This window comes from Sphingomonas adhaesiva (assembly GCF_036946305.1).
Lineage (GTDB): Bacteria > Pseudomonadota > Alphaproteobacteria > Sphingomonadales > Sphingomonadaceae > Sphingomonas > Sphingomonas adhaesiva_B.
In genome coordinates, this window is record NZ_JAQIJJ010000007.1 from 1 (window position 1) to 25841 (window position 25841).

Genomic DNA, 25841 nt, shown 5'->3' on the forward strand with positions numbered 1-25841 from the left:
GCAATGGCTCGTTCGCCTATTCCACGGCGCAGATTCAAACGATCGATGGTCTGCTCGGTGGCAACCCCAACCTGCGGGAGGAAGTGGCTGATACGCTCACGGCTGGCGCGGTTATCACGCCGACGTTCTTCCGTGGCTTCAGCATGACCGTGGATTATTACCACATCAAGGTGAAGAACGCGATCGGCATCATCGGCCAGCAGGTTTCGGTTTCGCAGTGCTTTACCAGCAACAACCCGTTGTTCTGTAACAACGTGGTGCGTGATGCCAATGGCTACATCACGCGAGTGAATGCCATTAACCTGAATACCGGATCGTACCTGGTATCGGGCATCGACGTCGAGGCGCGTTACTCGCTCCCGGTCGCGGGCGCGAAGCTCGATATCGACGTATTGTACAATCACCGCTTCGACCAGCAGCAGACGCCGTTCCCGGGCGGCCCGGTTCAGAATGAGCTGGGTCAGTCGGACTGCTATAGCTGCGGCCGCCTCGGTTCGGGGTTCAAGGATCGTCTGACCGCCAATCTGACGCTGGGCACTGACCAGTTCCAGATTTACTATCGTGCGGATTATCTCGGTCCGCTGTTCGACAACCTCGACGGAAGCACTGCTACGCCGACCCGCATCTCGCCGTATCTGTACCACAACATCCAGGGCAAGGTGTACGCGGGCGCGAACCGCGACATGGAATTGTACGTCGGCGTCAACAACCTGTTCGACAAGAAGCCGCCGCAGTTCGGCGACACGAACCCGGTCACTTGGCCGGGCACGCAGACCGTCGCGAACACGTATGACCTGTACGGTCGCATGCTGTACGCGGGCGCTACCTTCAAGTTCTGAGGGTAGAGACACAAGAGGGGCGGCTCTTCGCAGGAAGAGCCGCCCCTTTTCTATGCGGCGATGAAAAGAGGCCTGCGGCTCACCGCGGCGCCATCTCTCCGCTCGCCAACGCGGCGCTGGCGAACGGGCGCTGGCCTGCCACGTCCCAATAGCGCAGGTCCTCCAGCGCGATGCGCGCGCCGGAGGCGGCGCACACGACATGGTCGCCCGGCGACAGGACGCGGAAGCCGTTGGGGAGATAGTGAATCTTCGCCGGGCGGTCGGTGTGGGACATCAGCATCGGTGGGCAACCTTCAAAACAGGCGGGGTTGGTCGGGCTTTGCGGACGTGCGCGGTGCGTCCCCGGAATAGGCACGGGCCGCGCCGCGCTCAACCTTCGTGGGCGGCGCGGCATCGCCGGTGCGGACGTCGACCGCGCCATCGCGGAAGCGCAGCGTCAACGCGCCCGCCGCTGTCGCTGCGGCGGCGGTGGTCACGGTGGCGCCGACGCGATCCTCGACGCGGGCATAGCCGCGCTCCAGGATGCGATCGGGGTTGAGGCTGTCGATCAACCGGCCGACATCGGCCAGCCGCGCGCGCGCCGCCTCGACGCGCCGCTCCAGCGTCGCCGGGCGGATCGCACCCGCGGCTCGGTCCAGTTCGCCGCGCGCGCGCGCCACGCGGCGCTCCAGCGCACGATCGCCGCGCACCCCCAGGTCGCCGAGCCGCTGACGCTGCGGCCCGAGCAGGCGGTCGCGCGTCGGCAGGACACGGGCGAGCGCGTCGAGCCGCTCGCGCCCGCGCTCGACATGACGACGCGCGCAGCGCTCGCTGCGTGTCGCCATCGCGTCAAGCGTCAGGCGCAGGTCGGCGAGCACCGGCATCGCGATCTCCGCCGCCGCGGTGGGCGTCGGCGCGCGCAGGTCGGCGGCATGGTCGCACAGGGTCGTATCGGTCTCATGCCCGACCGCCGAGATGATCGGGATCGAGCACGCCGCGACGGCGCGCACCACCGGTTCCTCGTTGAAGGCCCACAGATCCTCGATCGAGCCGCCGCCACGCGCGACGATGACCAGATCGGGGCGCGGCACCGGCCCGCCCGCGGGCAAGGCGTCGAACCCGCGCACCGCGGCGGCGACCTCCTCCGCCGCGCCCGCGCCCTGCACCTTGACCGGCCAGACGACGACATGCGTCGGGCAGCGGTCCTCCAGCCGGTGGAGGATGTCGCGGATCACCGCGCCGGTGGGCGAGGTGACGACGCCGATCGTGCGCGGCATGAACGGCAGCGGCTTCTTCGCGGCGCGATCGAACAGCCCTTCGGCAGCCAGCTTGGCGCGCAATTTCTCCAGCAGCGCCATCAGCGCGCCGGCCCCGGCCAGTTCCATGCGATCGATCACGATCTGATATTTGGAGCGGCCGGGGTAGGTGGTCAGGCGCCCGGTCGCGACCACCTCCACGCCATCCTCCGGGCGGAAGGCGAGGCCCGCCGCGCTGCCCTTCCACATCACCCCGTCGATGACCGCGCTGTCGTCCTTCAGGCACAGATAGACGTGCCCGGACGCCGCGCGCTTGTAGCCGGAAATCTCGCCGCGCAGGCGGACATGGCCGAACTCGCCCTCCACCATCCGCTTCAGCCGCCCCGACAGCTCGCTGACGCTGACCGCCATCGCATTGTCGCCGGGCGTCGCCTCGGCTACCAGCCGCCCCGCCACGCTATCGCGGGGCTGGGTATCGAAGAAGGGGTCGGCCATGAACATCCTGCTGGTGGGGTCTGGAGGGCGCGAACATGCGCTCGCGTGGAAGCTCGCGCAGTCGCCCCGCCTAGGTACGCTCTTTGCCGCCCCCGGCAACCCCGGCATCGCGCAGGCTGCGACGATCGCCGACCTGGACGTGACGGATCACCGCGCGACGATCGACTTCATCCGCCGACACCAGATCGGGCTGGTCGTGATCGGGCCGGAGGCGCCACTGGTCGCCGGCCTGGCCGACAATGTCCGCGCGATCGGCGTGCCGGTGTTCGGACCCGGCCGCGAGGCGGCGAAGCTGGAGGGGTCGAAGGGCTTCACCAAGGATCTGTGCGCGCGCGTCGGCATCCCCACCGCGCGCTATTTCCGCACCACGTCGAAGGACGGCGCGCTCGCCTGCCTCGACGATTTCGGCGACAGCTGCGTCATCAAGGCCGACGGGCTCGCCGCGGGCAAGGGCGTGGTGGTCGCCGCCACCCGCGCCGAAGCGGAGGCCGCAATCGCCGACCTCTATGCCAACGGCCCGGTGGAGGCGGTGATCGAGGAGCGGCTGGAGGGGCCGGAGGCAAGCCTGTTCGTGCTGTCGGACGGCACCTCGATCGCGGCGTTCGGCTCGGCACAGGACCACAAGCGCGTCGGCGAGGGCGACACCGGCCCCAACACCGGCGGCATGGGCGCCTACAGCCCCGCGTTCGACCTGACGCCCGACTTGGAAGAACGCGCACTGGGCGAGATCGTGCGCCCGACGATCGATGCGCTGGCGGCGGCGGGGACGCCCTATGTCGGCGTGCTCTACGCCGGGCTGATGCTGACCGCGGACGGGCCAAAGCTGATCGAATATAACGTCCGCTTCGGCGATCCGGAGTGCCAGGTGCTGATGGCGCGGTTCGATGGCGATCTGGTCGAGACGCTGCTCGCGGTGGCCGAGGGGCGGCTGGCCGACCTGCCCGCGCCCGCCTTCCGCGACGAGGTGGCGCTGACGGTGGTGATGGCGGCGGAGAATTACCCCCGGCACACCGCGGACCGGCGGCACGATCGCCGGCATCGACGCGGCGGAGGCGACTGGCGCCACCGTCTTTCAGGCGGGCACGCGGATGGACGGCGACACGCTCGTGTCCGCGGGTGGGCGCGTGCTGGCGGTGACCGCGACCGGGGCGGACATCGCCGCGGCGCAGGCCGCCGCCTATCGCGCGGTCGACGCGATCGACTTCCCCACCGGTTTCGTGCGCCGCGACATCGGAGCCAAGGCGCTGCCGAAGGGTTAAGCCCATCACGCCTTCTACCAGGATGACGCCATGAACTCCGGCAGTTTCTCTCTCGAACCGATTTCGCAGGACGGCGCGCTGGTCACGATCGCGCTGGTGCTGGTCGCGATCCTGGCGGTGCTGACCATCATCGCGATGGTGTTCGGCGCCCGGCTGAAGCGCCGCCGGCGCGAGGCGGAGGCGGACGAACAGCGCCGCATCGAGGAATTGAAGGCCGAGGGCATCGGCGTGTCCAACACCGGGGAGGCGGCGGTCGCACCACCCCCCGAGCCTGCCGCCCCAACCCCCGCCCCCACCCCGCCCCCGCCGGATCCGACGCCCGCGCCGATGGCCGACGAGCCGATCGCCGCCGCCGCACCGCTCGACGCGTCCCCTGCCAGCCACGCCGCCTCCGCCCCGAGCGACGCGCCGGTCGACAGCGATCCCGGGGCGCAGCCGATCACGCTGCTCAAGGGACTGGGGCCGAAGATCGCGGCGAAGCTGGCGGAACTGGGCATCACCCGCGTCGACCAGCTGGCGTGGCTCGACGATGCCGAAGCGGCGCAGCTCGACGCACGGCTGACCCCGTTCGAGGGGCGGATGGAGCGCGACCGCTGGCGCGACCAGGCGCGGCTGCTCGCGCAGGGCGATCGCGCCGGCTATGAAGCGCAGTTCGGCCGGCTGGGATGAGCGTCGCCTTCCGCCGCGAGAATGACGACGAGCACCTGGAGCCGCGCTTCGAGCTGCCGATCCCGGCCGGCCCCAACCTCATCACGCCGCGTGGCCGCACGCTGATCGAGGAGCGGATCGCCGCGCTGGAAACCGCGCTGGCGCAGGCCGCCGACGAGGATGCGGCCAAGGCGGTGAAGCGCGACCTGCGCTACTGGACCACGCGGCGCGCCACCGCGATCGAGACCGCGCCGCGCGACGACGGCGCGATCGGATTCGGCAATCGCGTGACCTTCCGGCTGGCGGGCAAGGAGCGCACGGTGACGCTGGTCGGTGACGACGAGGCGAACCCGGCGGCGGGACTGATCGCCTTCTCCGCCCCGCTCGCACGCGCGCTGATGGGCGCGGAAGCGGGCGAGACGGTGGCGTTCAACGGTCGCGAGGATGCGATCGAGGTGTTGGGAGTGGAGTAAGCGCGCTCCCCCAGCCACCACCGTCATCCCCGCGGAGGCGGGGATCCATACGCGCAGGTTTTCGAAGGAGCCGCTCGCTCAGCGTATAATGGATTCCCGCCTTCGCGGGAATGACGGTGGAGCGAGTAGAGAGGGGAATCACTCCACCGTCACGCTCTTCGCGAGGTTTCGTGGCTGGTCGACGTCCGTCCCCTTCACCACCGCGACATGATAGGCCAGCAGCTGCACCGGCACCGCATAGACGATCGGCGCGATCAGCGGGTGGACCTTGGGCATGGTGATCGTCGCGACGCAGCCCTCGCCCGCCGCCGCCACGCCGTCGTAATCGCTGATCAGCACCACCTTGCCGCCGCGCGCCTGCACCTCCTGCATGTTGCTGACGGTCTTGTCGAACAGCGGCCCAGACGGCGCGATCACCACCACCGGCACGTTTTCGTCAATCAGCGCGATCGGGCCATGCTTCATCTCGCCCGCGGCATAGCCCTCGGCATGGATGTAGCTGATCTCCTTCAGCTTCAAGGCACCTTCCAGCGCCAGCGGATAGTCGGTGCCGCGGCCGAGATAGAGGACGTCGCGCGCGCCCGCGATGGTGCCCGCCATCGCCTCGATCGATTCGTCATAGGCGAGCGCGCCGTTGATCGCGGCGGGCGCCTCGGCCAGATGCCGCACCAGCGCGCGCTCCTCCGCCTCGCCCAGCCGGCCCTTGGCCTTGGCGAGGTTGGCGGCAAACGCCGCGAGCACCGCCAGCTGGCAGGTGAACGCCTTCGTCGAGGCGACGCCGATCTCCGGCCCGGCATGCGTCGGTAACAGCAGGTCCGCCTCGCGCGCCATCGTGCTGGTCGGCACGTTGACGACGACCGCGATCGTCTGCTTCTCCGCGCGCGCATGGCGCAGCGCGGCCAGCGTGTCGGCCGTTTCGCCCGACTGGCTGATGAAGAGCGCGAGGCCGCCCTCCTCCATCACCGGCGCGCGATAGCGGAACTCGCTGGCGACATCCAAGTCGACGGGGACGCGCGCGAATTGCTCGAACCAGTATTTGGCGACCATCCCGGCGTAGAAGCTGGTGCCGCACGCCACGATCGTGACCCGGCGGATCCCCGACAGGTCGAAATCCGGGATCGGCAGCGACACCCGCCCTTCGAACCGCTGAAGGTACGCGCGCAGCGTCTGCGCGACGACGATCGGCTGTTCGTAGATCTCCTTCTGCATGAAATGGCGGTGGTTGCCCTTGTCGATCAGTGCGCCGGTGACTCCGGAGATGGTGACCGCGCGCTCGACCGCCTGGTTGTCGCGGTCATAGACCTGCGCGCCATCGCGAGTGCAGACGACCCAGTCGCCCTCCTCCAGATAGGCGATCCGCTGCGTCAGCGGCGCGAGCGCCAGCGCGTCGGAGCCGAGATACGTCTCGCCATCTCCATAGCCGACCACCAGCGGCGAGCCGAGCCGCGCACCGATGAGAAGCTCGGGATGGCTGCGGAACAGGATCGCCAGCGCGAAGGCGCCGTGCAGCCGCGGCAGCACCTCGCGCACCGCCTCTTCCGGCGCCAGCCCCGCCTCGACCTTCTCGCTGATGAGGTGGGCGACCACCTCCGTATCGGTCTCGCTGGTGAAGACGCGGCCGCGCGCCTGCAATTCCTCGCGCAGCGGCTTGAAATTCTCGATGATGCCGTTGTGGACGACCGCGACCTCGCCCGTGGCGTGCGGATGGGCGTTGTTGGTGGTCGGGCCGCCATGCGTCGCCCAGCGGGTGTGCGCGATGCCGGTGGTGCCGGGCAGCGGATTGGCCGCCAGTTCCTTGGCCAGATTGACCAGCTTGCCCGACGCGCGGCGGCGCGCGATCCCGCCGTCCACGACGGTGGCGATGCCGGCGGAATCATAGCCGCGATATTCCAGCCGCTTCAGCCCCTCGAGCAGGCGTTCCGCAACGTCGTCATTGCCCAGGATGCCAACGATACCGCACATTTACTTGCCGTCCTTCTTCGCCTTCATCGCGGCCCGGAAACGCGCCGCCCAGCCGGGGCGCTCTTCCTGCCGGCCGCGTGCCAAGGCAAGTGAATCATCCGCAACCTCCCGGACAACTACGCTGCCCGCGCCGACGATCGCGCCTGCACCGATCGTTACCGGCGCGACCAGCGCAGAGTTCGATCCAACGAATGCGCCCTGCCCGATGACGGTGCGATATTTGAAGAAGCCGTCGTAATTGCAGGTGATCGTGCCCGCGCCGATGTTCGCGCGCGCGCCGACGTCGGCATCGCCGATATAGCTCAGGTGATTGGCCTTCGCGCCCGCACCCAGCCGCGCCTTCTTCACCTCGACGAAATTGCCGACCTTGGCCTTCGCCTCCAGCACCGCGCCGGGGCGCAGCCGCGCATAGGGGCCGACCTCCGCGCCGGTCGCGACGGTGGCGCCCTCCAGATGGCTGAAGGCATGGATCGTCACCCCGTCCGCCACCGTCACGCCGGGGCCGAAGACGACGTTCGGCTCGACGATCACGTCGCGGCCCAGTACGGTATCGTGGCTGAACCACACCGTCTCGGGCGCGACCAGCGAGGCGCCGTCCGCCATCGCCTGCGCCCGGCGCACCTGCTGCCACGACGCCTCGACGCCCGCCAGTTCGGCGCGGCTGTTGACGCCCGCGACCTCCGCCGCATCGACCTCGATCGCGGCCGCACCGCCCGCCAGCGCGACCACGTCGGTCAGATAATATTCGCCTGCCGCATTATCGTTGCCGAGCCGCTTCAGCAGCGCGAACAGGTCGCGTCCGCGCGCCGCCATCAACCCCGAATTGCACAATGTCTCCGCGCGTTCGGCGGGCGAGGCATCCTTGAACTCGACGATCCGCTCGACCCGGTCGGTGCCGGGCGTCACGATCACGCGGCCATAGGCACCGGGATCGGCGGGGCGGAACCCCAGCACCACCACCGGCGGCGCGTCCGCCGCGTGCAGCCGCTCCAGCATCGCCTGCATCGTCGCCGCCGACACCAGCGGCACGTCGCCGTAAAGGATCAGCACGTCGCCCGCGAATCCGGTCAGCGATTCCTCGGCCTGTATCACCGCATGGCCGGTGCCCAGTTGCTCGGCCTGGTGCGCGGTCTCGGCGCCCAGCGGCGCCACCGCCGCCTCGACCTGCTCGCGCCCGGCACCCACCACCACTACCGTCTTTGCCGGCGCCAGCGTCGCGGCGCTCGCCAGCAAATGGAGCAGCATCGGGCGTCCCGCGATCGGGTGGAGCACCTTGTGCAGGTCGGACTTCATGCGCGTGCCCTTGCCCGCGGCGAGGACGATGACGGCGACGGGCGGTGCGGCTGCAGCGATGGACATGCCCGATCCCTGCCATCACTCGCTTGCCAATTCCAGCGGGCACGGGCAACGCGAGCGCCGATGCCCTCCTTCCCGTTCAAGATCGTCGGGCTCGACCTCGACGGCACCCTCCTCGACACCTCCGGCGACCTGACCGCGGCGGTTAACCATGCGCTCGCCTCCGCCGGGCGCCCGCTGCTGACCGTCGAGCAGGTCAAGCCGATGATCGGCGGCGGCGCGCGCCACATGCTGGCGCAGGGCATGGCCGCGACCGGCGGCTGTAGCGAGGAGGAACTCGACGTACTCCACCGCCGGCTGCTCGACTTCTACGAAGCCAACATCTGCGTCATGACGCAGCCCTATCCGCATGCGCTCGACGCGCTCGACCGGCTGGCCGGCATGGGCGTGACGCTGGCGATCGTCACCAACAAGCTGGAACGGTTCGCGCGCGCCATCCTCGATACGCTGGCGCTGACGCCGCGCTTCGCCGCGATCATCGGCGGCGACACAATGGGGCCGGGCAACGGCAAGCCCAGCCGCAAGCCGATCGACGCGATGATCCAGCGCTGCGGCGGCGGTACGGCCGCATTCGTCGGCGATTCGATCTACGACGTCGCCGCCGCGCATGCCGCGGGCATTCCCGCGATCGCCTGCCGCTTCGGCTTCCTGATGCAGCCGGTCGAGGAGCTGGGCGCCGATGCGATCATCGACGGGTTCGATCAGTTGATCCCCGTGCTGGAGCGGCTGTGATGCGCGTCGCTCCGCTGCTGCTGGTGACCGCCACCGTCTTCGCGGTGACGATAGCGTTGCTGCCGCATCCGCCACACGTCATGGGCAATGCGCCGGACAAGATCCAGCACATGACCGCATTCGGCACGATCACCATCCTCTATTGCGCCGCCTTCCCGCGCCAGTCGCTGCTGCGGATCGGCGAGCGGCTGTCGTTCCTGGGCGCGCTGATCGAGGTGTTCCAGTCGATCCCCGCGCTGCATCGCGATTGCGACGTGATGGACTGGATCGCGGACACCGCGGTGATCGTCGGCGTGCTGCTGGTGGTCAGGATCGTGCGGGGACGACGCGGCGCCACGCCTTGATCGCCAGATGCCGTGCCAGCAATGGCGCCGGCATCCGGATCCAGTGGGATCGTATATAGAAAGCGAACCGCGTCACGGGCCGCGTCTCCCGCCCCCATCCGTCGCGTGCCAGCAATCGGCGACGGAACAGCGCATCGCCGCGGCGCGGTGACGTCAGCGCCGGCGGCATCGGCGTGCCGAACAGCGCCCCCGCCAGCCGCAGGGCGCGCCCGACCGCCGCCCGCGCACCGTGGAGCGCCGCGCGATCGTCCAGCGTGGGCCAGAAGTCAGGGGTCGCGTGATCGTGCAGCAGCCGGTCGATATCCCACAGGTTGCGCAGCCCGCCCGTCAGATCGCCGTCGGCGAACAAATGGAGCGCGGCATGGACGATCATGTCCGCCGCGCACGGCACGAACAGCCCCCGCTTCGTCGCTGTGCCCAGCGGCACCGCCGCCGCGATGATCGCCGCCGCATCGGGTGTGGCGCGCGCGGTCGGCGGCAGGATGGTGTGGTGGACGTCGAGCGGCCGGTCGCGATCGGGGTGGATCAGCGGCGGCAGCTCATGCATCCAGCGACGGTAATAATGCTGGTCGTAGCGATCCGCCTTCGCCCATTCCCAACCCGCCGCCAGCAGTGTTGCCTCGACCGCGTCCAGCGCGTCGCGCGGCACCAGCAGGTCGAGGTCGCCGATCATCCGCCCCCTGCTCGCGGACGACCCTGCCGCCGCGAACGCCGTGCCCTTCAGCAGCACCAGCGGCACGCCCAGCGGCGCCAGCGTGCGCCGCATCCCCTCCGCCTCCCACAGGGCGCCGCGTCGCGCCTCGATCGCGGCGGCGCGCGCATCGTGCAGGATCGCCGCGACCGCCGCGGGCATCTCCAGCCCCTCGACGCGATGCGCCAGCGCCCCCAGCAGCTGTTCGGCCCGCGCCGTGGTCAGCACGCCGGTCCATGCCGCGGCATCCAGCGTCTCGGCCACCGCCGGATCGCCCAGCAGCCGCGCCAGCATCACAGCGCCCGCCACAGATCCTCCACCTGCGCCAGCGCCGCCCCGGTATCGGGATAGTCGATCGCGACGCGCGGCACCTCGCGCACGAAGCGGGTCAGCGCGTCGAACCCTACCTCCCCCAGCGCGACGTAATTGGTCGACGCCTGCGTCAGCCGCACGAACGCCTCGCCCGCGCCGACCCCGCGCACACCGGGCGCGGCGCCATAGCGGGGAAATAGCAGCAGCGCGGGCACCGCGGGCACGTCCATCGCCGCCACCGCCGCGGCATCGGGCACCAGATGGCGGATGTCGCCCTTGGGCGTGCCGCGCAGCAACGGACCGAAGCGGGCGTCGGGGATATGCGACGCCACCTCGCGGATCGCGCCGTTCTTCAGGCTGACCAGCCGCGGAAACGCGCGCAGCGATCCGGTGACGGGATCGAGCAGCACGAATTCGTCGCCCATGAAGCGCCATCCGCGCGCGCCCAGCAGCGTCGCCAGCGTCGACTTTCCCGCCCCCGACTCGCCCGTCATCACGATCGCGCGGCCGTCGCGCTCCACCGCGGAGGCATGGAGCAGCAGGTGGCGGCGGTGCCCCAGCGCGACCTGAAGGTTCATCGCCATCTCGGCCGCCAGCAGCGCGTGTGCGAGCGGCAGCGGCGCGGCATCCGGCAGCATATGGTCGCCCCCCAGCGCCACCGTCGGGCGCAGCACCCGCCGCCACGGTCGCGGCGGCGACAGGCGCACCGTCGCCTCCGGCAGGTCGGCGGCCGGATAGCCGGCATAGAGGCAGGCGAGCTGCGCGATCGGGGTCGCCCAGGCGCTGCCGATGCGGAAGCCGATCGGGCCGACGCGCAGGGACAGGCTGTGCCTCACGCCGGCTCCACCAGCCCGGCGGCGACCAGTTCGTCCAGCCGCGCCGCCAGCGCCACGGGATCGGCGTCGGCGAGGTCGTAGCGGACCGCCAGCACCATCAGCAGCGCGTCGGCCGACATCGCCTCGCGCAGCGCCGCCAGTATCTCGGGCGCGGGCGAGGCAAGCACATGCGTCGTGCCCGACACCCGGTGATAGACCGCGGTCAGATCGTCGAGCGGGCGCAGCACCAGCGTCTCGGGCGGCGCGCGAAAGCGCGTCGCGGGCGTCACCGGCGCTACTTCCGCAACATCTGGATCGACGCGAAGCAGGTGAAGCCCGCGGTCCCGCGCTGAAGCCGCGAGACATATTTCAGATAGGCGCGGCTGCGGTCGTAATCATACCCCGGCAGCGTTCCGCCGCCGCGCAGCGCGGCACGCACCTCCTCGCCCTTCAGGGGGCGCGACGGCGGCGGAAACGCGCCCTTCGTCCCCACCGGCACCAGGCCGCCGTCCGCCGAGATATACGATCCGGCATGTCCCGCGTCGGGCACGGGAATGTCGCACAGCATCACCGACCCCGCCGCCTGCGCCAGCGCGGGGCGGATCGACACCACCGACGCGGCGCTCACCGCGCCCAGCATCAGCGCGCGCCGCCGCGTGGGAATCGCGCCGCGTGCGTCGTCGGAAGAGGTCGGCCGATCGTCGTCCATTGTCGCCTCCTACCCCATGGCTCCTTCGATTGTGCTAACGCCGCCGCGCGCGCTCGGCTATCGCACCGCGCGTGATCGACGAGATTTCGCTCCGCACCTGGCTCGCCCTCGCGCTGGCACTGGCGACCGGCGTGGTCGTCTTCATCCTGTCGGACCACGACTGGCAGACGATGCTGGCGACGGGCGCCGGGCTCGCCGCGCTGGTCGCGATCGTCGCCACCACCCCGGAGGAACCGGCGACCGCCAGCCACGACGCCGCCGCGGAACCGGGCGACGTGCCGGTCGATACCGTGCTGGAGGCGATCGGCGAGCCGGTGCTGCTGGTGCGCGGGGGCCGCGTGATGCTGGCCAATGCCGCCGCCCGCGCGCTGCTGGGCGCGCATATCGTCGGCGAGGATGCGCGCGTCGCGATCCGCCATCCCGGGGCCGCGGAGCATCTGGCGGAAGGCTCGCCGCACCCGGTCGACCTCGTCGGCATCGGCACGCTCGACCAGCGCTGGCAGATGCGCACCGCGCCGCTCGCCCCCGACGCACGGCTGGTGCATCTGGTCGACCAGACCGGGCAGCATGCCGCCGACCGGATGCGCGTCGACTTCGTCGCCAATGCCAGCCACGAACTGCGCACCCCCGCTGTCCTCGATCATCGGCTATGTCGAGACGCTGGCGGACGAGGCGGGTGAGGAACCCGCGCTGCGCAAGCGCTTCCTGGCGGTGGTGTTCGACGAGGCGCGGCGGATGGAGCGGCTGGTCGAGGATCTGATGAGCCTGTCGCGGATCGAGGCGGAAAAGTTCCGCCCGCCGCGCACCGAGGTCGACATCGCCACGGTCGCGCGCGAGACGTGCGATACGCTGACCACCAGCCACGGCAACCGCGGCGGCGATATCGTGTTGAGCGTCGAGCCATCGCTGCCCGCCGTGCTGGGCGATGAGACGCAACTGTCGCAACTGCTCCACAATCTGATCGGCAATGCGATGAAATACGGCCGCCACGGCACGCCGGTGGAGGTGTCGCTGGCGGCGCGCGACACCAGCGTGTGCGTCATCGTCGCCGACCGGGGCGACGGCATCGCGCCGGAGCATCTGCCGCGGCTGACGGAGCGCTTCTATCGCGTCGACGCGGGGCGCAGCCGGTCGCTGGGCGGCACCGGACTGGGCCTCGCGATCGTCAAGCATGTCGTTGAGCGGCACCGCGGGCGGCTCGACATCGCCAGCACGCCCGGCGAGGGCACGCGCGTGACGGTGACGCTGCCGGCGGCACCGACGGTGGGGTGAACCTCCTTCGTCACCCCGGCCTTGAGCCGGGGTGACGAAGGAGGCGGGGCGATCGCTGTCATCAAGACGTAACCGTTGTGTCACATGCGCCGGTCGTGCGCAGCCGCCATGTCGGCGGAGCCCGTTTCGGGGGATCGATGTCGCGTTTCGTCCTGGCGTCCCGCCTCGCCCTGTCGCTCGCCTGTGCGGGCGGGCTGGCGGCGTGCGTCGACCAGGCGGCGGGCGGCGGTGCGGGGTCGCGTGAACAGATCAAGGCGGTCGGCTCCTCCACCGTCTATCCCTTCACCACGATCGTCGCCGAACAATTCCTGGCCAACACGCCGCACGCCCGCCCGCCGGTGATCGAATCGACCGGCACCGGCGCCGGCATGAAGCTGTTCTGCGCCGGCGTCGGCGCGGGGCATCCCGATATCGAGGATGCGTCGCGGCGGATGAAGCGCAGCGAATACGACCAGTGCGTGGCGCATGGCGTCCATGGCGTGCTGGAGATCCGGATCGGGATCGACGGCATCGCCTTTGCCGAGGCGAAGAACGGGCCAAGGATGCGCCTGACCACCGCCGACATCTATCGCGCACTCGCCGCCGCGCCGCTGGGCCGGCGCAATACCGCGCGGACGTGGCGCGACGTCAACCCCGCGCTGCCCGCGACGCCGATCCAGGTCTATGGCCCGCCCGCGACCAGCGGCACGCGCGATGCGCTGGCCGAACTGATCCTGGCGCATGGCTGCGAAGCGGTGGATCCGGGCATGACCGCGCTCAGGGAGCGGGACCGCGACGCCTTCGATGCGCGCTGCCTGCGCGTGCGCGAGGACGGGGCGTATATCGACGCGGGCGAGAACGACAATCTGATCGTGCAGAAGCTGCAATCGAACCCGAATGCGATCGGCGTCTTCGGCTATGGCTATCTGGAGGAGAATGCGCGCGCGGTGAACGGCGTCGCGATCGACGGCGTGGTGCCGACCTATGACACGATCGCGTCCGGCGCCTATCCCGGCGCGCGTCCCTTGTACCTGTACGTCAAGAAGGCGCATCTGAACGCCATCCCCGGGCTGCGCGCGTTCCTGGCGACCTATGCGCAGGCATGGGGACGCGACGGGCCGCTGGTGAAACGCGGGCTGATCGCGGCACCGCCCGCGGTACAGGCGCGATCCGCCGCGATCGTTCGCGCGGAAACCCCGCTCGATCCCGCGGCGCTCGACTGATGGCGACGCTGCCGCTGCTGTTCATGATCGCCGCGCTGGCGACGATCGGCTGGCTGACCGCGCGCGCGCGCGCGGTTCGCTTCCGCGCCGATGCGACGCGCCGGTTCAGCTCGCTGCCGCAGCACCATGGCTGGTTCGTGACGCTCGCCACCTTGCTGCCCCCGCTGATCTTCCTCGCGATCTGGCACGTCACCGCGCCCGCGCTGGTGACCGATGCGGTGCTGGCGACCCCGCTGGCGGCGCACCTTCCCCCGCCGGGGTTCGAGCGCGCGTCGATCCTGTCGGAGGCACGGCATCTGGCGGAGGGCAGCCGCTATGGCGCGTTCCATGCGCTGTCGCAGCGGCTGGCGCCGGCCTATGCCGCGGCACAGTCGCGCTACGACTGGATCGCCACCGCCACCGCACTGCTGCTGGCGTTCGGCGGCGGTGCGCTCGCCTTCCTGGCGGTGCGCCCGTCCTTCTCCTCGCGGACGCAGGTGGAGCGCGTGGTCATGGGGCTGCTGCTTGCCGCCTCGCTGATCGCGATCCTGACCACGATCGGCATCGTCGCCAGCCTGGTGTTCGAAAGCGCGCGCTTCTTCCGCCTCGTGCCCATCGGCGACTTCCTGCTGGGCACGCACTGGAGCCCGCAGGTGATCGACCCGCGCGATCCCGGCGCATCGCTGGGCGCGGTGCCGCTGTTCTGGGGCACGTTCTTCATCGGCGCGGTGATCGCGATGGCGGTGGCGATCCCATTCGGGCTGATGAGCGCGATCTACCTCACGCAATATGCGAGAGGCTCGACCCGGCGCTGGATGAAGCCGCTGCTGGAGATTCTCGCGGGCGTGCCCACCGTCGTCTATGGCTATTTTGCGGCGCTGACCGTCGCGCCTGCGGTGCGCGATCTGGGCGTGGCGCTGGGCGTCAGCTGGGCATCGAGCGAGAGCGCGCTGGCGGCGGGCATCGTCATGGGGGTGATGATCATCCCCTTCGTCTCCTCGATGGCGGACGATTCGCTGTCCGCGGTGCCGCAATCGATGCGCGACGGCAGCCTGGCGATGGGCGCGACCCGGTCGGAGACGATCAAGAAGGTGCTCGTGCCCGCCGCCCTTCCCGGCGTGGTCGGCGGCGTCCTGCTCGCGGTCAGCCGCGCGATCGGCGAGACGATGATCGTCGTCATGGCCGCCTCGGGCGTCGCCACGCTGACGCTCAATCCGTTCGCCAGCACCACCACCGTCACCAAGCAGATCGTCGACCTGCTGACCGGCGAGGCGGAGTTCGATTCGGCCAAGACGCTCGCCGCCTTCGCGCTGGGCCTCACCTTGTTCGTCGTCACGTTGCTGCTCAACATCGTCGCACTGATCGTGGTGCGGCGGTATCGCGAGGCGTATGACTGACGCGCGCCAGCCCCACGTCCCCACCGACTGGACGACGCCCGCGATGCAGCGCCGCATCCGCCGCCGCTATGCCGCGGAGCGCCGCTTCCGCGCGCTTGGGCTGATGGCGGTGGCGCTGTCGGCGGCGTTCCTCGTCTTCCTGCTCGGCACGATGATACGGCAGGGCGCGAACGGCTTCACCGAAACCCGCATCGCGCTGCCGCTCGACCTGCGCGCCGCGGGGATCACCGTCGCGCCGCAGCGGCTCGCCGGCCCCGGCGGCGATCTCGCGCTGGCAGGTGCCGGGCTGGAGGGCGCGGTCGATGCCGCCGCCAACGCCGCCTTCCCGCGACAAGGCGGCGCATCGCTGCTGTCCGACGGCGCATGGCTGCGCGTGCGCGATGCGGTGCGGCGCGATCCGACGTTGCTCCAGCGCCGCGTGACGCTCGACGTGCCCGTCAACACCGACCTCGACGTCGCCTACAAGGGCGACGGCACGCCCGAGGCAGAACGCGCGATCGCCGCGCTGGGCGACCGCCTGTCGCGCGGCCTCAACCTCAGCTTCTTCGCGGGCGCCGACGCCACCGACCCGACTCGCGCCGGCATCTGGGGCGCGCTCAAGGGCTCGCTGTTCACGATGCTGGTGACGCTGGCGCTGGCCTTTCCGATCGGGGTGCTATCCGCCCTCTATCTCGAGGAATATGCGCCGCGAAACCGCTGGACCGACCTGATCGAGGTGTCGATCAACAATCTCGCCGCGGTGCCGTCGATCATCTTCGGACTGCTCGGCCTCGCGGTGTTCCTCAACACCTTCCACATGCCGCGATCGGCCGCGGTGGTGGGCGGGCTGACGCTCGCGCTGATGACGATGCCGGTGATCGTCATCGCCGGACGCAACGCGATCCGCGGCGTGCCGCCCTCGGTGCGCGACGCCGCGCGCGCGCTCGGTGCCTCGCCGATCCAGGTCGTGTTCCACCACGTCCTGCCGCTGGCGCTGCCCGGCATCCTGACCGGCACGATCATCGGCATGGCGCGCGCGTTGGGCGAGACCGCGCCGCTGCTGATGATCGGGATGCGCGCCTTCATCGCCGCCCCGCCCGAGCGGCTGACCGACCCCGCCACCGCGCTGCCGGTGCAGATCTTCCTGTGGTCGGATGAGGTCGCCACCGGCTTCGTCGAGAAGACCTCGGCGGCGATCATCGTCCTGCTCGTCTTCCTGCTGGCGATGAACGGCCTCGCCATCTACCTGCGCAACCGCTTCGAGACCCGCTGGTGAAAAGCAACGCTCCCCCCAAGATGACCGCCCACCACGTCAACGTCTTCTACGGCGGGAAACAGGCGATCGACGACGTGTCGATCGACGTGTGGCAACAGGACGTGACCGCCTTCATCGGCCCGTCGGGCTGCGGCAAATCCACCTTCCTGCGCACGCTCAACCGCATGAACGACACGATCACGGGCGCGCGCGTCGCGGGCGACATCCGGCTGGACGGCGAGGATATCTATGCCCGCGCGATGGACGTCGTGCAGCTGCGCGCGCGCGTCGGCATGGTGTTCCAGAAGCCGAACCCCTTCCCCAAGTCGATCTTCGAGAATGTCGCCTATGGCCCGCGCATCCATGGCCTCGCGCGCTCCAAGGCGGATCTGGCGCAGATCGTCGAACGCTCGCTGACGCGCGCCGGGCTGTGGAACGAGGTGAAGGACCGCCTCGCCGATTCCGGCACCGCGCTGTCGGGTGGCCAGCAGCAGCGATTGTGCATCGCGCGCGCGATCGCGGTCGATCCGGAGGTGATCCTGATGGACGAGCCGTGCAGCGCGCTCGACCCCGTCGCCACCGCGAAGATCGAGGAGCTGATCCACGAACTGCGCGGCCGCTACGCGATCGTGATCGTCACCCACAACATGCAGCAGGCGGCCCGCGTCAGCCAGCGCACCGCCTTCTTCCACCTGGGCCAGCTGGTGGAATATGGCGACACGTCCGACATCTTCACGAACCCGCGTCAGGAGCGGACCAAGGACTATATCACCGGACGCTACGGATGAGCCGGGACACGAGGGCAGAGGATATGGCGATCAGCCAGGAACATACGGTCAAGGCGTTCGACCAGGATATCGGCCAGCTGCGCGGGCTGATCTCGCAGATGGGCGGCCTCGCGGAAAAGGCGATCGCGGGCGCGATGACCGCGCTCCAGCGCGGCGATGCCGAGCTGGCGGCGGAGGTCCGCGCCGACGACAAGAAGATCGACGCGATCGAGGCGGAGGTGGAGCGCACCGCGGTGCGCGTCATCGCGCTGCGCGCGCCGATGGCGGACGATTTGCGCGAGGTGGTCGCCGCGATGAAGATCGCCAGCGTCGTCGAGCGCATCGGCGATTACGCCAAGAACATCGCCAAGCGCGTGCCGCAGATCGAGAGCGAGCATCGCATCGACCCCGTCTCGATGCTGCCCGCGATGGCGCGGATGGCATCGGAGATGGTCCACGACGTGCTCAACGCCTTCGCCGCGCGCGATCCCGAGGCCGCGCTGGCGGTGTGCGAGCGCGACAATGCGCTGGACGATTTCTACGACAGCATCTTCCGCACGCTGGTGACGTACATGGTCGAGAATCCGAAGACCATCGGCCAGTGCGCGCACCTGCTCTTCGTGGCCAAGAACCTGGAACGGATCGGCGATCATGCCACGAACGTCGCCGAAATGGTCTATTATGCCGCCACCGGAACGCGGCTGATCGAACGCGAGAAGGGACAATTGTGATGGCCAAGGCCCGCATGCTGCTGGTGGAGGACGACGCCGCACTGGCGGAACTGCTCGTCTGGCATTTCACGCGCGAGCATTTCGACGTCCAGCACACGATCGATGGCGAAGAAGCGCTGCTGATGGCGCGCGAGACGCCGCCCGACATCGTCCTGCTCGACTGGATGGTGGAGGGCATTTCCGGGATCGAGGTGTGCCGCCGCCTGCGCCGCGCGCCCGAGACGCAGAATGTCCCCATCATCATGCTGACCGCGCGCGGCGAGGAAGAGGATCGCGTCCGCGGGCTGGAGACGGGGGCGGACGATTACGTCACCAAGCCCTTCTCCCCGCGCGAACTGGTCGCGCGCGTCGGCGCGGTGCTGCGCCGCGTCCGCCCTGCGCTGGCGGGTGAGGCGCTCAGCTACGCCGATCTGGAGATGGACACGGTGGGGCACAAGGTACGCCGCGGCGGCGAGGTGATCGCGCTGGGGCCGACCGAATTCCGCCTGCTCAAGCACTTCCTGGAGCATCCCGGCCACGTCTTCTCGCGCGAGCGGCTGCTCGACAGCGTCTGGGGCCACGACAGCGATATCGAGAGCCGGACGGTCGACGTCCACATCCGCCGCCTGCGCAAGGCGATCAACGAAGGCGGGCGCCCCGACATCATCCGCACGGTCCGCTCCGCCGGCTACGCGCTCGACACCGGGCACTGACGCCCTTTTTCCACGTCACCCCGGGCTTGACCCGGGGTCCCGCTTCTTCTCCACCGGTGCGAATAGCGGGACCCCGGCTCAAGGCCGGGGTGACGGTCGTCGCGCTGCTGCCCATTTTGGCGCGATGCATCTTCATCTCTCCGCCATGGAGCCTTTCGCCCACACGGGGCGTTGGCCCGGTCGCGTAACAATCACGCGTTCTGACCGAACACGGCAGGAGAGATGATAATGAAGACGATGCTTCTCGCGGCTGCGGCCGTTCTGGCAATTCCGGCGATGGCGGCCGCGCAGGACGCCGCGCAGACCACCCCGCCTGCGGAAACCGGCGCCATGACGCCGCAGACCGATCCGGCGGCACCGCCCCCGCCCACCGCCGACGCGGGCACCGCGACCGATGCCGGCACCGCGACCGATGCGCCGATGGCGCCGCCGCCGCCTGCCGCCGCGCAGACCACCGGCAGCGACGCCGCGATGCCGCAGCCAACAGCCGCGGGCGCCGGCACGATGACCGCGGGCGGTTACGCCCCGTCCGGCCCTGCCGTGTCGGGCACCCCGGCGCCGGGCGCGCAGGTCCGCTTCCAGCCGGCACCCCCGCCGTCGCAGGCCTTCCCCCCGCCCGCGCCCAAGGCGGACTATCCGATCTGCAAGAAGGGCCAGTATGACGGCTGCATGCAGGCCAGCGACGCCCGCGGCAAGCGCAAGGCGCGCCGCTAAGGCCTGATCCGACGAACGGGCATTGCGCCCGTTCGAAGGTCGAGTATGGAGGGCGCTCATTCCATCAGGGAGGGAGCGCCTTTTCCATGTCCATTCGTTTCGACGACAAGGTTGCCATCGTCACCGGCGCCGGCGGCGGTCTGGGCCGCGAATATGCGCTCGAACTCGCACGCCGCGGGGCGAAGGTGGTGGTGAACGACCTGGGCGGCGACCGCTCCGGCCAGGGCGCCTCGGATGCCGCGCAGAAGGTGGTGGCGGAGATCGAGGCCGCGGGCGGCCAGGCGATGGCCAATGGCGGCAGCGTCACCGAATACGACCAGATGGTCGAGATGGTCGCCAAGGCCAAGGAAAAGTGGGGCGGCGTCCACATCCTGATCAACAACGCCGGCGTGCTGCGCGACAAGACCTTCGCGAAGATGGAGCCGTCGGACTTCGCCTTCGTCGTCAACGTCCACCTGCTCGGCTCCGCCAACGCCACCAAGGCGTGCTGGGAAACCTTCCGCGAGCAGAATTACGGCCGCGTGCTGATGACCGCCTCGTCGACCGGGCTGTTCGGCAATTTCGGTCAGGCGAATTACGGCGCCGCGAAGCTGGGCCTCGCCGGCCTGACCAAGACGCTGTACCTCGAAGGCGCGAAGAACAACATCAAGGTCAACACGCTCGCCCCCGTCGCGGGCACGCGCATGACCGAGGACCTGTTCCCCGAGCAGCTGTTCCAGGCCTTCGCGCCGGAAAAGGTGATGCCCGCCGCACTGTTCCTGGTCAGCGAGGACGCACCGACCAACCAGATCGTCGGCGCGGGCGCGGGCGTGTTCCAGGCCAGCTACGTCACGCTGACGCCCGGCAAGCTGCTGACCGGCGACGACCTGTCGCCCGAGGGCGTGGCCAAATACTGGGCCGAGATCACCGACCGCACCGGCGAGATCGTCCCCGATTCGGGCGCCGGCCAGTCGATGCTGATCGGCAAGAAGCTCCAGGGCGGTTGATACTGAGCAGGCCCGGCGCGCGGGTGGCGCGCCGGGCCTTGTTCAAGCGGGCCTCTTCCGTTGTTCCCATGCACATCGGGCCGTGACAGGTTTTAAGATCAAGGTTCCGGAAAGGCACTCGATCAGCCAACCCAATCGAACGTGATGGGCGCCTCTATACCAAGAGCGTTGTGAACGGGGCGTGCGTGTGCGGCCGCTTCCAGCCTGCGACGCTGCTTGTAGTCAAACCTCCCCGGTATGGTGATGGCGACCGACAGATGCGCAAATCGCCGAGGCGCGTTGGCCATCTCCTTCACGATCGTTGCCGTGGCCCCGACAATATCGACATTCATCGACCGGGCGGTGATGCCCATGATGCCGAGGATGCAACCGCCTAGGGAGACGCCGAGCAGGTCGCTTGCCGACTGTCCCTCGCCCAAGCCGCCCAACTCCTTCGGGGCATCCATGACGATGATGGCACCCGAGCCCTCATGTTTTGTCTGAGAGCGCAAATTTCCTTCATAGGATACAACGGTCTTGCTCACTGAGCGGGATCCTTTGCGACATAGTGATGGTCCGAGCGCCTCTTTGTAGAGGCCATCCGAACTACCGCGCCCAAAACGATATGAGAAATATACTTGTGAGCTTGCTTTAGGTCGCTGTAGATATCAGCGATGGACGTGCGGCAGCTTCGACATTTTGTGGCGGTTGCCGAGACTCTGCATTTCAATCGGGCAGCAGAGCGCCTCAACATGACTCAGCCCCCACTGAGCCAGTCCATCATGGCGCTGGAGCGCGAGCTTGGCGCGCCCCTCTTCATCCGCACCAAACGGAGCGTCGCGCTGACGCCGTTTGGAGGACTTTGGTTGGTCCATGTGCGCGAAGCACTCGGCATCCTCGCTTTCCTGCCCGAAACCGCGCAACGCCTGCGTCGCGGTGAGACCGGCAGGCTGGATCTGTCGTTCGTCAGCATCGCGGACTACAGTGTCCTCCCGCCGCTCGCGCGAGCCTATGCCGCCCGTTATCCGGCTGTCGACCTCGCCTTGCGTGAAATGACAAGCGAGGTACAGATCGCGGGATTGCTGGAAGGGGCTGGCCACGCCGGCATCATCATCCCGCCGCCGGTTGGTACACTTCATCCAACCTTGAGCTATCGCCGGCTCTTGTCAGAGCCACTGATCGCAGCGATCCCAGAATCTTGGCCTGAGCAGGGACGATTAACATTGGAGGCAGGGCGCCTTAGCCCTGCGACGATAGTAGATGCTCCGCTGATCATGTTTCCGCGCTCGTCGGCGCCCGCTTTTCACGACCTGATCATCGACTATCTCTCGATGCACAGGGGATCGCTTCGAATCGCCCAGGAAGCGATCCAGATGCAGACGATCATCAGCCTTGTTTCCGCTGGGATGGGAATGGCGCTGGTGCCAGCATCATTGCGGAAGCTGGCACGTTCCGATGTGCGGTATGTCGATCTCGCAGGAGAAGTACCATGTCTGGAAATCGGGCTTGTCTGGCGGACGGACGACGCGACGCCTGCGTTGCAACGCTTCCTTGAAGTCGTGGCAGAATCCGAACTGTAAGCCGACGGCCTCGACCCAAATCTGACGGGACAGATCGATTGGGATGTTACGCATATCCCGCTTTTCGATTGTTGCCGAGAGGCCCCTATTCCTCCACCAGCTTCATCAGCCGCCGCTCGACCGGCGCCAGCACCGGCCCCAGTTCGTGCCCGCGCTTCACCACCTGCCCCGCTTCGCCCACCAGTGCCCACATGCCTTGCCGCTGGCGCAATGCAGGTCGCTTCTCGATGCGGAACTCGGGGCGCTCGGCGGTGCGGCGGAAGCAGGCGAAGACCGCGGCGTCGCGGCCCAGATCGATCGCATAGTCGCGCCAGTGGCCCGCGGCGACCATCCGCCCGTACAGGTCGAGGATCCGCGCCAGCTCCGCGCGCTCGAATCCCACCTGCGACGGCTGGCGTCCGACACCGGCGGGAAAGGGCGTGACGATCCCCATCAGGCGCGCCTCATGCCCGATCGCGCTCCTGTTCCGTTTCGCCCGTCAACGCGTCCAGCCGTTGGCGCATCGCCTCCAGTTCGCAGCGCAGCGCCTCGACCTTCTGCACCTGCGGGTCGAAGCCGTCGCAGCACGGCGTGCCATAAGGGACGAAGCGCGGCGCGGGCGCGGCGCCGCCCTCCACCATCGTCGGGCGCGCGGGGATGCCGACCATCACCGCGCCGGCGGGCACGTCCCTCGTCACCACCGCATTGGCGCCGACGCGCGCGCGCGGGCCGACCGTGATCGGCCCCAGCACCTGCGCGCCCGACCCGATGATCGCGCCGTCCGCGATCGTCGGGTGGCGCTTGCCCGCGATGCCATTGTCGGGGCTGGTCCCGCCCAAAGTAACGCATTGGTAGATGGTGACGTCGTCGCCGATCTCCGCCGTCTCGCCGATCACCACGAAGCCATGGTCGATGAAGAAGTTGCGCCCGATCGTGGCGCCCGGATGGATGTCGATCGCGGTCGTCATCCGCGACCAGTGGTTGACGATCCGCGCCGCCAGATACCAGCGCGCGCGATACAGCCGATGCGCCAGCCGATGCCACCCCAAGGCCCATACGCCGGGGTAGGTCAGCACCTCCCAGCGGGAGTGCGGCGCCGGGTCGCGCGCCCGGATCGAGTCGAGGTAGTCGGTCAATCGCGACATGATGCTCCCCTGAACCCGTTGCGTGCGGGCACGTTCTCTCCGTCATGTAGGCGTGCGGAAGGGGCATTTCCATAAGCCTCGCTTGGTTGGCACAAACCCGAATTACCTACCGGACCCCTCGACTTTACCCCTAGCTACCGTCACCACCGTCGTCGCCACGTTCAAGGGATCTTCATGCCGTCATTCGCCGATCTGGACGTCTTCGCGCTGATGCCCTTCATCGCCGTCGGGTTCGGCGCGCAACTGGTCGACGGGGCGCTGGGGATGGCGTTCGGCGTGATCTGCAACACGCTGCTGGTGGCGGTGATCGGGCTGCCGCCCGCGCGTGCCTCGGCCAACGTCCATATCGTGGAGACGTTCACCACCGCGGTGTCGGGGATCAGCCACGCGATCCACGGCAATATCGACAAGCGGCTGTTCCTGCGGTTGCTGGTGCCCGGGATCATCGGCGGCGTCACCGGCGCCTATCTGCTGACCAATATCGATGCCGCGACGATCAAGCCGTTCGTGCTCGGCTATCTGATCGCGGTCGGCATCTATCTGCTGGTGCGCGGGCTGCTGTTCCCGCCCAAGGTGCAGAAGCCCAAGGTGGTGGAGCCGCTGGGGCTGTTCGGCGGCTTCCTCGATGCGATGGGTGGCGGCGGCTGGGGGCCGATCGTGACGTCCAACCTGCTGGTGCAGGGGGTCGAGCCGCGCAAGGTCGTCGGCACTGTCAATTCGGTCGAATTCTTCCTGACCGCCACCGTCTCGGCCGCGTTCATCTATCATCTGGGGCTGCGCGATTTCGCGACCGCGACGCTGGGGCTGCTGATCGGCGGCGTCTTGGCCGCCCCGCTCGGCGCGATGATGGCGAAGCGCATCCCGATGAAGGTAATGCTGATCCTGGTCGGCACGGTGCTGACCATCACCAGCACCTATGGTTTCATCCGCGCCGTGCTGATGTAGGGGCGGACGCCTGCCCCACCCCGCCCGTCATCCCTGCGAAGGCGGGGATCCATATACGCTGAGCCCGCGCTTCTATCGCCGGACCTGCGCGTATGGATTCCCGCCTTCGCGGGAATGACGGGTATGAGGCGTCGATGGATCAGGCCACCGCGGCGTGGACCGTGGCGACCGCCTTCATCACCGATGCGATGCGCACCGATGCCTGGATCACCTCGGCAGTGACGCCCGCCTTCTTCAGCACCTGCTCGTGGCTGTCGATGCACATGCCACAGCCGTTCATCGCGCTGACCGCCAGGCTGAACAGTTCGAAGTCGACCTTGTCGATCCCCGGCGCACCGATCACGTTCATGCGCAGCTTGGCCGGCATGCGGCGATATTCCTCGTTCGAGGCGAGGTGCGTGAAGCGATAATAGACGTTGTTCATCGCCATCACCGCTGCCGCCGCGCGCGCCGCGGTCGCGGCCTCGGGCGACAGCTTGTCCGCCACCTCGGCCTCGGTCGCGTCGACCAGCGTCTTGTGCCCGGTGCCGTGCGCACAGGCGAGCAGCAGCCCGTATTTGCGCTGGTCGTTCAGCGCCGCCTCGTTCAGCAGCGAGCCGACGTTGAGGCGGATGTCCTTGGCGAAATCGGGCAGCGTGCCCGCGAAGTCCTTGAGGGCCATGTAAGTGTCTCGCGAAAATGCGTCACCCCAGCGGAGGCTGGGGTCTCTCCGTTGCTGGGAGACCCCAGCTTCCGCTGGGGTGCCGAGAAGGGACGGAGCGGGGGCATCACGCCCCCGCCCCGCGATGGATCAGGCCGCGACCTGCAGCACGTCGTCGCCCTTGTTCCAGTTGCACGGGCACAGCTCGTCGGTCTGGAGCGCGTCGAGCACGCGCAGCGTCTCGGCCGGGTTGCGACCGACGTTCAGGCCGTTGACCTGCACCGCCTGGATGACGTTGTCCGGGTCGACGATGAAGGTGGCGCGGAATGCGACATGCTCGCCCTTGTCGACGATGCCGAGCGCGTCGGCCAGCTTGCGGCCGTTATCGGCCAGCCACGGGAAGTCCGCCGCCGCCAGATCCGGGTCCGACTTGCGCCACGCCAGATGGACGTGCGCGGTGTCGGTCGAGGCGCCGATCAGCACCGCGTCGCGATCCTCGAAATCGCCCTTGATCTGGCTGTAGCCGACGATCTCGGTCGGGCAGACGAAGGTGAAGTCCTTCGGCCAGTAGAACAGCACCTTCCACTTGCCCGGATAGGCGGTGGTCAGGTCCAGCGTCTCGCCCGCGGGCAGCGCGTCGGTGCCCCGCTGGACGGGGACGGTGATGGCGGGGAAGGTATCGCCGATGGTCAGCATCAGATGGCTCCTTTACGAAAAATCGGGATCAGC

Annotated in this window: 30 protein-coding genes and 1 pseudogene; 18 read left to right on the plus strand and 13 right to left on the minus strand. The window is 68.9% G+C overall.

What is annotated here, in order from left to right; genetic code table 11:
- Nucleotides 1-839: TonB-dependent receptor domain-containing protein (locus PGN14_RS12215; protein ID WP_335299796.1), on the plus strand; the 839-nt coding region annotated here is incomplete at its 5' end.
- A gap of 79 nt (nucleotides 840-918) precedes the next feature.
- Here PGN14_RS12215 and PGN14_RS12220 read toward each other — a convergent pair.
- On the minus strand, nucleotides 919-1119 hold the full coding sequence (locus PGN14_RS12220; protein ID WP_335299797.1) for a DUF2093 domain-containing protein: 201 nt from the start codon (nucleotides 1117-1119) through the stop codon (nucleotides 919-921).
- A gap of 13 nt (nucleotides 1120-1132) precedes the next feature.
- A complete protein-coding gene (gene xseA, locus PGN14_RS12225; RefSeq protein WP_335299799.1) occupies nucleotides 1133-2569 on the minus strand; it encodes an exodeoxyribonuclease VII large subunit in 1437 nt (478 codons plus the stop codon).
- Here xseA and purD point away from each other — a divergent pair.
- The 3 genes and pseudogenes from purD (at nucleotide 2568) to PGN14_RS12240 (ending at nucleotide 4949) form a co-directional block, all read left to right on the plus strand.
- A pseudogene (purD, locus tag PGN14_RS12230) lies at nucleotides 2568-3828 on the plus strand (phosphoribosylamine--glycine ligase). The gene xseA and the pseudogene purD sit on opposite strands and share 2 nt — an antisense overlap.
- A gap of 30 nt (nucleotides 3829-3858) precedes the next feature.
- Nucleotides 3859-4497 carry a hypothetical protein gene (locus PGN14_RS12235; protein ID WP_335299800.1) on the plus strand — a complete coding sequence of 213 codons (639 nt, stop codon included), beginning with the start codon at nucleotides 3859-3861 and terminating at the stop codon, nucleotides 4495-4497.
- Nucleotides 4494-4949, plus strand: a complete 456-nt coding sequence (locus PGN14_RS12240) for a GreA/GreB family elongation factor (protein WP_335299801.1) — start codon at nucleotides 4494-4496, stop codon at nucleotides 4947-4949. The genes PGN14_RS12235 and PGN14_RS12240 overlap by 4 nt, the downstream gene beginning before the upstream one ends.
- A 138-nt stretch (nucleotides 4950-5087) precedes the next feature.
- On the opposite strand, the gene glmS is transcribed toward PGN14_RS12240, so the two are convergent.
- Nucleotides 5088-6911, minus strand: coding sequence for a glutamine--fructose-6-phosphate transaminase (isomerizing) (glmS, locus tag PGN14_RS12245; RefSeq protein WP_335299802.1), 1824 nt, complete (start codon nucleotides 6909-6911; stop codon nucleotides 5088-5090).
- Nucleotides 6912-8270, minus strand: a complete 1359-nt coding sequence (gene glmU / locus PGN14_RS12250; protein WP_335299803.1) for a bifunctional UDP-N-acetylglucosamine diphosphorylase/glucosamine-1-phosphate N-acetyltransferase GlmU — start codon at nucleotides 8268-8270, stop codon at nucleotides 6912-6914.
- Nucleotides 8271-8330: 60 nt separating this feature from the next.
- Between glmU and PGN14_RS12255 the strand changes: the two genes are divergently transcribed.
- Nucleotides 8331-8999 carry an HAD-IA family hydrolase gene (locus PGN14_RS12255; protein WP_335299804.1) on the plus strand — a complete coding sequence of 223 codons (669 nt, stop codon included), beginning with the start codon at nucleotides 8331-8333 and terminating at the stop codon, nucleotides 8997-8999.
- Nucleotides 8999-9343 carry a hypothetical protein gene (locus tag PGN14_RS12260; protein ID WP_335299805.1) on the plus strand — a complete coding sequence of 115 codons (345 nt, stop codon included), beginning with the start codon at nucleotides 8999-9001 and terminating at the stop codon, nucleotides 9341-9343. Before PGN14_RS12255 ends, PGN14_RS12260 begins: the two co-directional genes overlap by 1 nt.
- Here the strand turns inward: PGN14_RS12260 and PGN14_RS12265 are convergent.
- From PGN14_RS12265 to PGN14_RS12280, 4 genes are read right to left on the minus strand one after another with little or no spacing between them, the layout of a single operon-like run.
- Complete coding sequence (locus PGN14_RS12265; RefSeq protein WP_335299806.1) at nucleotides 9306-10343, minus strand: nucleotidyltransferase domain-containing protein; 1038 nt, start codon at nucleotides 10341-10343, stop codon at nucleotides 9306-9308. The two genes, PGN14_RS12260 and PGN14_RS12265, sit on opposite strands and share 38 nt — an antisense overlap.
- Nucleotides 10328-11182 carry an HprK-related kinase A gene (locus tag PGN14_RS12270; protein WP_335299807.1) on the minus strand — a complete coding sequence of 285 codons (855 nt, stop codon included), beginning with the start codon at nucleotides 11180-11182 and terminating at the stop codon, nucleotides 10328-10330. The genes PGN14_RS12265 and PGN14_RS12270 overlap by 16 nt, the downstream gene beginning before the upstream one ends.
- Nucleotides 11179-11451: an HPr-rel-A system PqqD family peptide chaperone gene (locus tag PGN14_RS12275; RefSeq protein WP_335299808.1), complete on the minus strand. Its 273-nt coding sequence runs from the start codon at nucleotides 11449-11451 to the stop codon at nucleotides 11179-11181. The genes PGN14_RS12270 and PGN14_RS12275 overlap by 4 nt, the downstream gene beginning before the upstream one ends.
- A 5-nt stretch (nucleotides 11452-11456) precedes the next feature.
- Nucleotides 11457-11870, minus strand: coding sequence for a hypothetical protein (locus tag PGN14_RS12280; RefSeq protein WP_335299810.1), 414 nt, complete (start codon nucleotides 11868-11870; stop codon nucleotides 11457-11459).
- 71 nt (nucleotides 11871-11941) lie between these two features.
- Here PGN14_RS12280 and PGN14_RS12285 point away from each other — a divergent pair, with 71 nt between their 5' ends.
- The 10 genes from PGN14_RS12285 (at nucleotide 11942) to PGN14_RS12330 (ending at nucleotide 20844) form a co-directional block, all read left to right on the plus strand.
- A complete protein-coding gene (locus PGN14_RS12285) occupies nucleotides 11942-12550 on the plus strand; it encodes a PAS domain-containing protein (protein WP_335299811.1) in 609 nt (202 codons plus the stop codon).
- Nucleotides 12474-13142 (plus strand): sensor histidine kinase, encoded by a 669-nt coding sequence (locus PGN14_RS12290; RefSeq protein ID WP_335299812.1) that lies wholly within the window; start codon nucleotides 12474-12476, stop codon nucleotides 13140-13142. Before PGN14_RS12285 ends, PGN14_RS12290 begins: the two co-directional genes overlap by 77 nt.
- A 137-nt stretch (nucleotides 13143-13279) precedes the next feature.
- Complete coding sequence (locus PGN14_RS12295; RefSeq protein WP_335299813.1) at nucleotides 13280-14344, plus strand: substrate-binding domain-containing protein; 1065 nt, start codon at nucleotides 13280-13282, stop codon at nucleotides 14342-14344.
- On the plus strand, nucleotides 14344-15720 hold the full coding sequence (pstC, locus tag PGN14_RS12300; protein ID WP_335299814.1) for a phosphate ABC transporter permease subunit PstC: 1377 nt from the start codon (nucleotides 14344-14346) through the stop codon (nucleotides 15718-15720). The genes PGN14_RS12295 and pstC overlap by 1 nt, the downstream gene beginning before the upstream one ends.
- Entirely contained in the window at nucleotides 15713-16975 is a 1263-nt protein-coding gene (gene pstA / locus PGN14_RS12305; protein WP_335299815.1) for a phosphate ABC transporter permease PstA, read from the plus strand. Before pstC ends, pstA begins: the two co-directional genes overlap by 8 nt.
- Before the next feature lie 20 nt (nucleotides 16976-16995).
- Nucleotides 16996-17742: a phosphate ABC transporter ATP-binding protein PstB gene (gene pstB, locus PGN14_RS12310; RefSeq protein ID WP_335299816.1), complete on the plus strand. Its 747-nt coding sequence runs from the start codon at nucleotides 16996-16998 to the stop codon at nucleotides 17740-17742.
- A 23-nt stretch (nucleotides 17743-17765) separates the two neighbouring features.
- On the plus strand, nucleotides 17766-18452 hold the full coding sequence (gene phoU, locus PGN14_RS12315; RefSeq protein WP_335299817.1) for a phosphate signaling complex protein PhoU: 687 nt from the start codon (nucleotides 17766-17768) through the stop codon (nucleotides 18450-18452).
- Entirely contained in the window at nucleotides 18452-19144 is a 693-nt protein-coding gene (gene phoB, locus PGN14_RS12320; RefSeq protein WP_335299818.1) for a phosphate regulon transcriptional regulator PhoB, read from the plus strand. Before phoU ends, phoB begins: the two co-directional genes overlap by 1 nt.
- 228 nt (nucleotides 19145-19372) lie before the next feature.
- Nucleotides 19373-19858: a hypothetical protein gene (locus PGN14_RS12325; protein ID WP_335299819.1), complete on the plus strand. Its 486-nt coding sequence runs from the start codon at nucleotides 19373-19375 to the stop codon at nucleotides 19856-19858.
- Nucleotides 19859-19944: 86 nt separating this feature from the next.
- Nucleotides 19945-20844 carry an SDR family NAD(P)-dependent oxidoreductase gene (locus PGN14_RS12330; RefSeq protein ID WP_335299820.1) on the plus strand — a complete coding sequence of 300 codons (900 nt, stop codon included), beginning with the start codon at nucleotides 19945-19947 and terminating at the stop codon, nucleotides 20842-20844.
- 122 nt (nucleotides 20845-20966) lie between these two features.
- On the opposite strand, the gene PGN14_RS12335 is transcribed toward PGN14_RS12330, so the two are convergent.
- A complete protein-coding gene (locus tag PGN14_RS12335) occupies nucleotides 20967-21368 on the minus strand; it encodes an OsmC family protein (protein WP_335299821.1) in 402 nt (133 codons plus the stop codon).
- A 129-nt stretch (nucleotides 21369-21497) separates the two neighbouring features.
- Between PGN14_RS12335 and PGN14_RS12340 the strand changes: the two genes are divergently transcribed.
- Nucleotides 21498-22403 carry a LysR family transcriptional regulator gene (locus PGN14_RS12340; protein WP_335299822.1) on the plus strand — a complete coding sequence of 302 codons (906 nt, stop codon included), beginning with the start codon at nucleotides 21498-21500 and terminating at the stop codon, nucleotides 22401-22403.
- An 85-nt stretch (nucleotides 22404-22488) separates the two neighbouring features.
- On the opposite strand, the gene PGN14_RS12345 is transcribed toward PGN14_RS12340, so the two are convergent.
- Together PGN14_RS12345 and epsC are read right to left on the minus strand one after the other, a co-directional pair.
- Complete coding sequence (locus PGN14_RS12345; protein WP_335299823.1) at nucleotides 22489-22836, minus strand: DUF2794 domain-containing protein; 348 nt, start codon at nucleotides 22834-22836, stop codon at nucleotides 22489-22491.
- Nucleotides 22837-22846: 10 nt separating this feature from the next.
- Complete coding sequence (gene epsC / locus PGN14_RS12350) at nucleotides 22847-23527, minus strand: serine O-acetyltransferase EpsC (RefSeq protein WP_335299824.1); 681 nt, start codon at nucleotides 23525-23527, stop codon at nucleotides 22847-22849.
- 174 nt (nucleotides 23528-23701) lie between these two features.
- Here epsC and PGN14_RS12355 point away from each other — a divergent pair, with 174 nt between their 5' ends.
- Nucleotides 23702-24472 carry a sulfite exporter TauE/SafE family protein gene (locus PGN14_RS12355; RefSeq protein ID WP_335299825.1) on the plus strand — a complete coding sequence of 257 codons (771 nt, stop codon included), beginning with the start codon at nucleotides 23702-23704 and terminating at the stop codon, nucleotides 24470-24472.
- Nucleotides 24473-24611: 139 nt separating this feature from the next.
- Here PGN14_RS12355 and PGN14_RS12360 read toward each other — a convergent pair whose 3' ends face one another.
- Nucleotides 24612-25133, minus strand: a complete 522-nt coding sequence (locus PGN14_RS12360; RefSeq protein WP_335299826.1) for a carboxymuconolactone decarboxylase family protein — start codon at nucleotides 25131-25133, stop codon at nucleotides 24612-24614.
- Nucleotides 25134-25262: 129 nt separating this feature from the next.
- Nucleotides 25263-25808 (minus strand): peroxiredoxin, encoded by a 546-nt coding sequence (locus PGN14_RS12365; protein ID WP_335299827.1) that lies wholly within the window; start codon nucleotides 25806-25808, stop codon nucleotides 25263-25265.
- Between the last annotated feature and the right edge of the window lie 33 nt (nucleotides 25809-25841).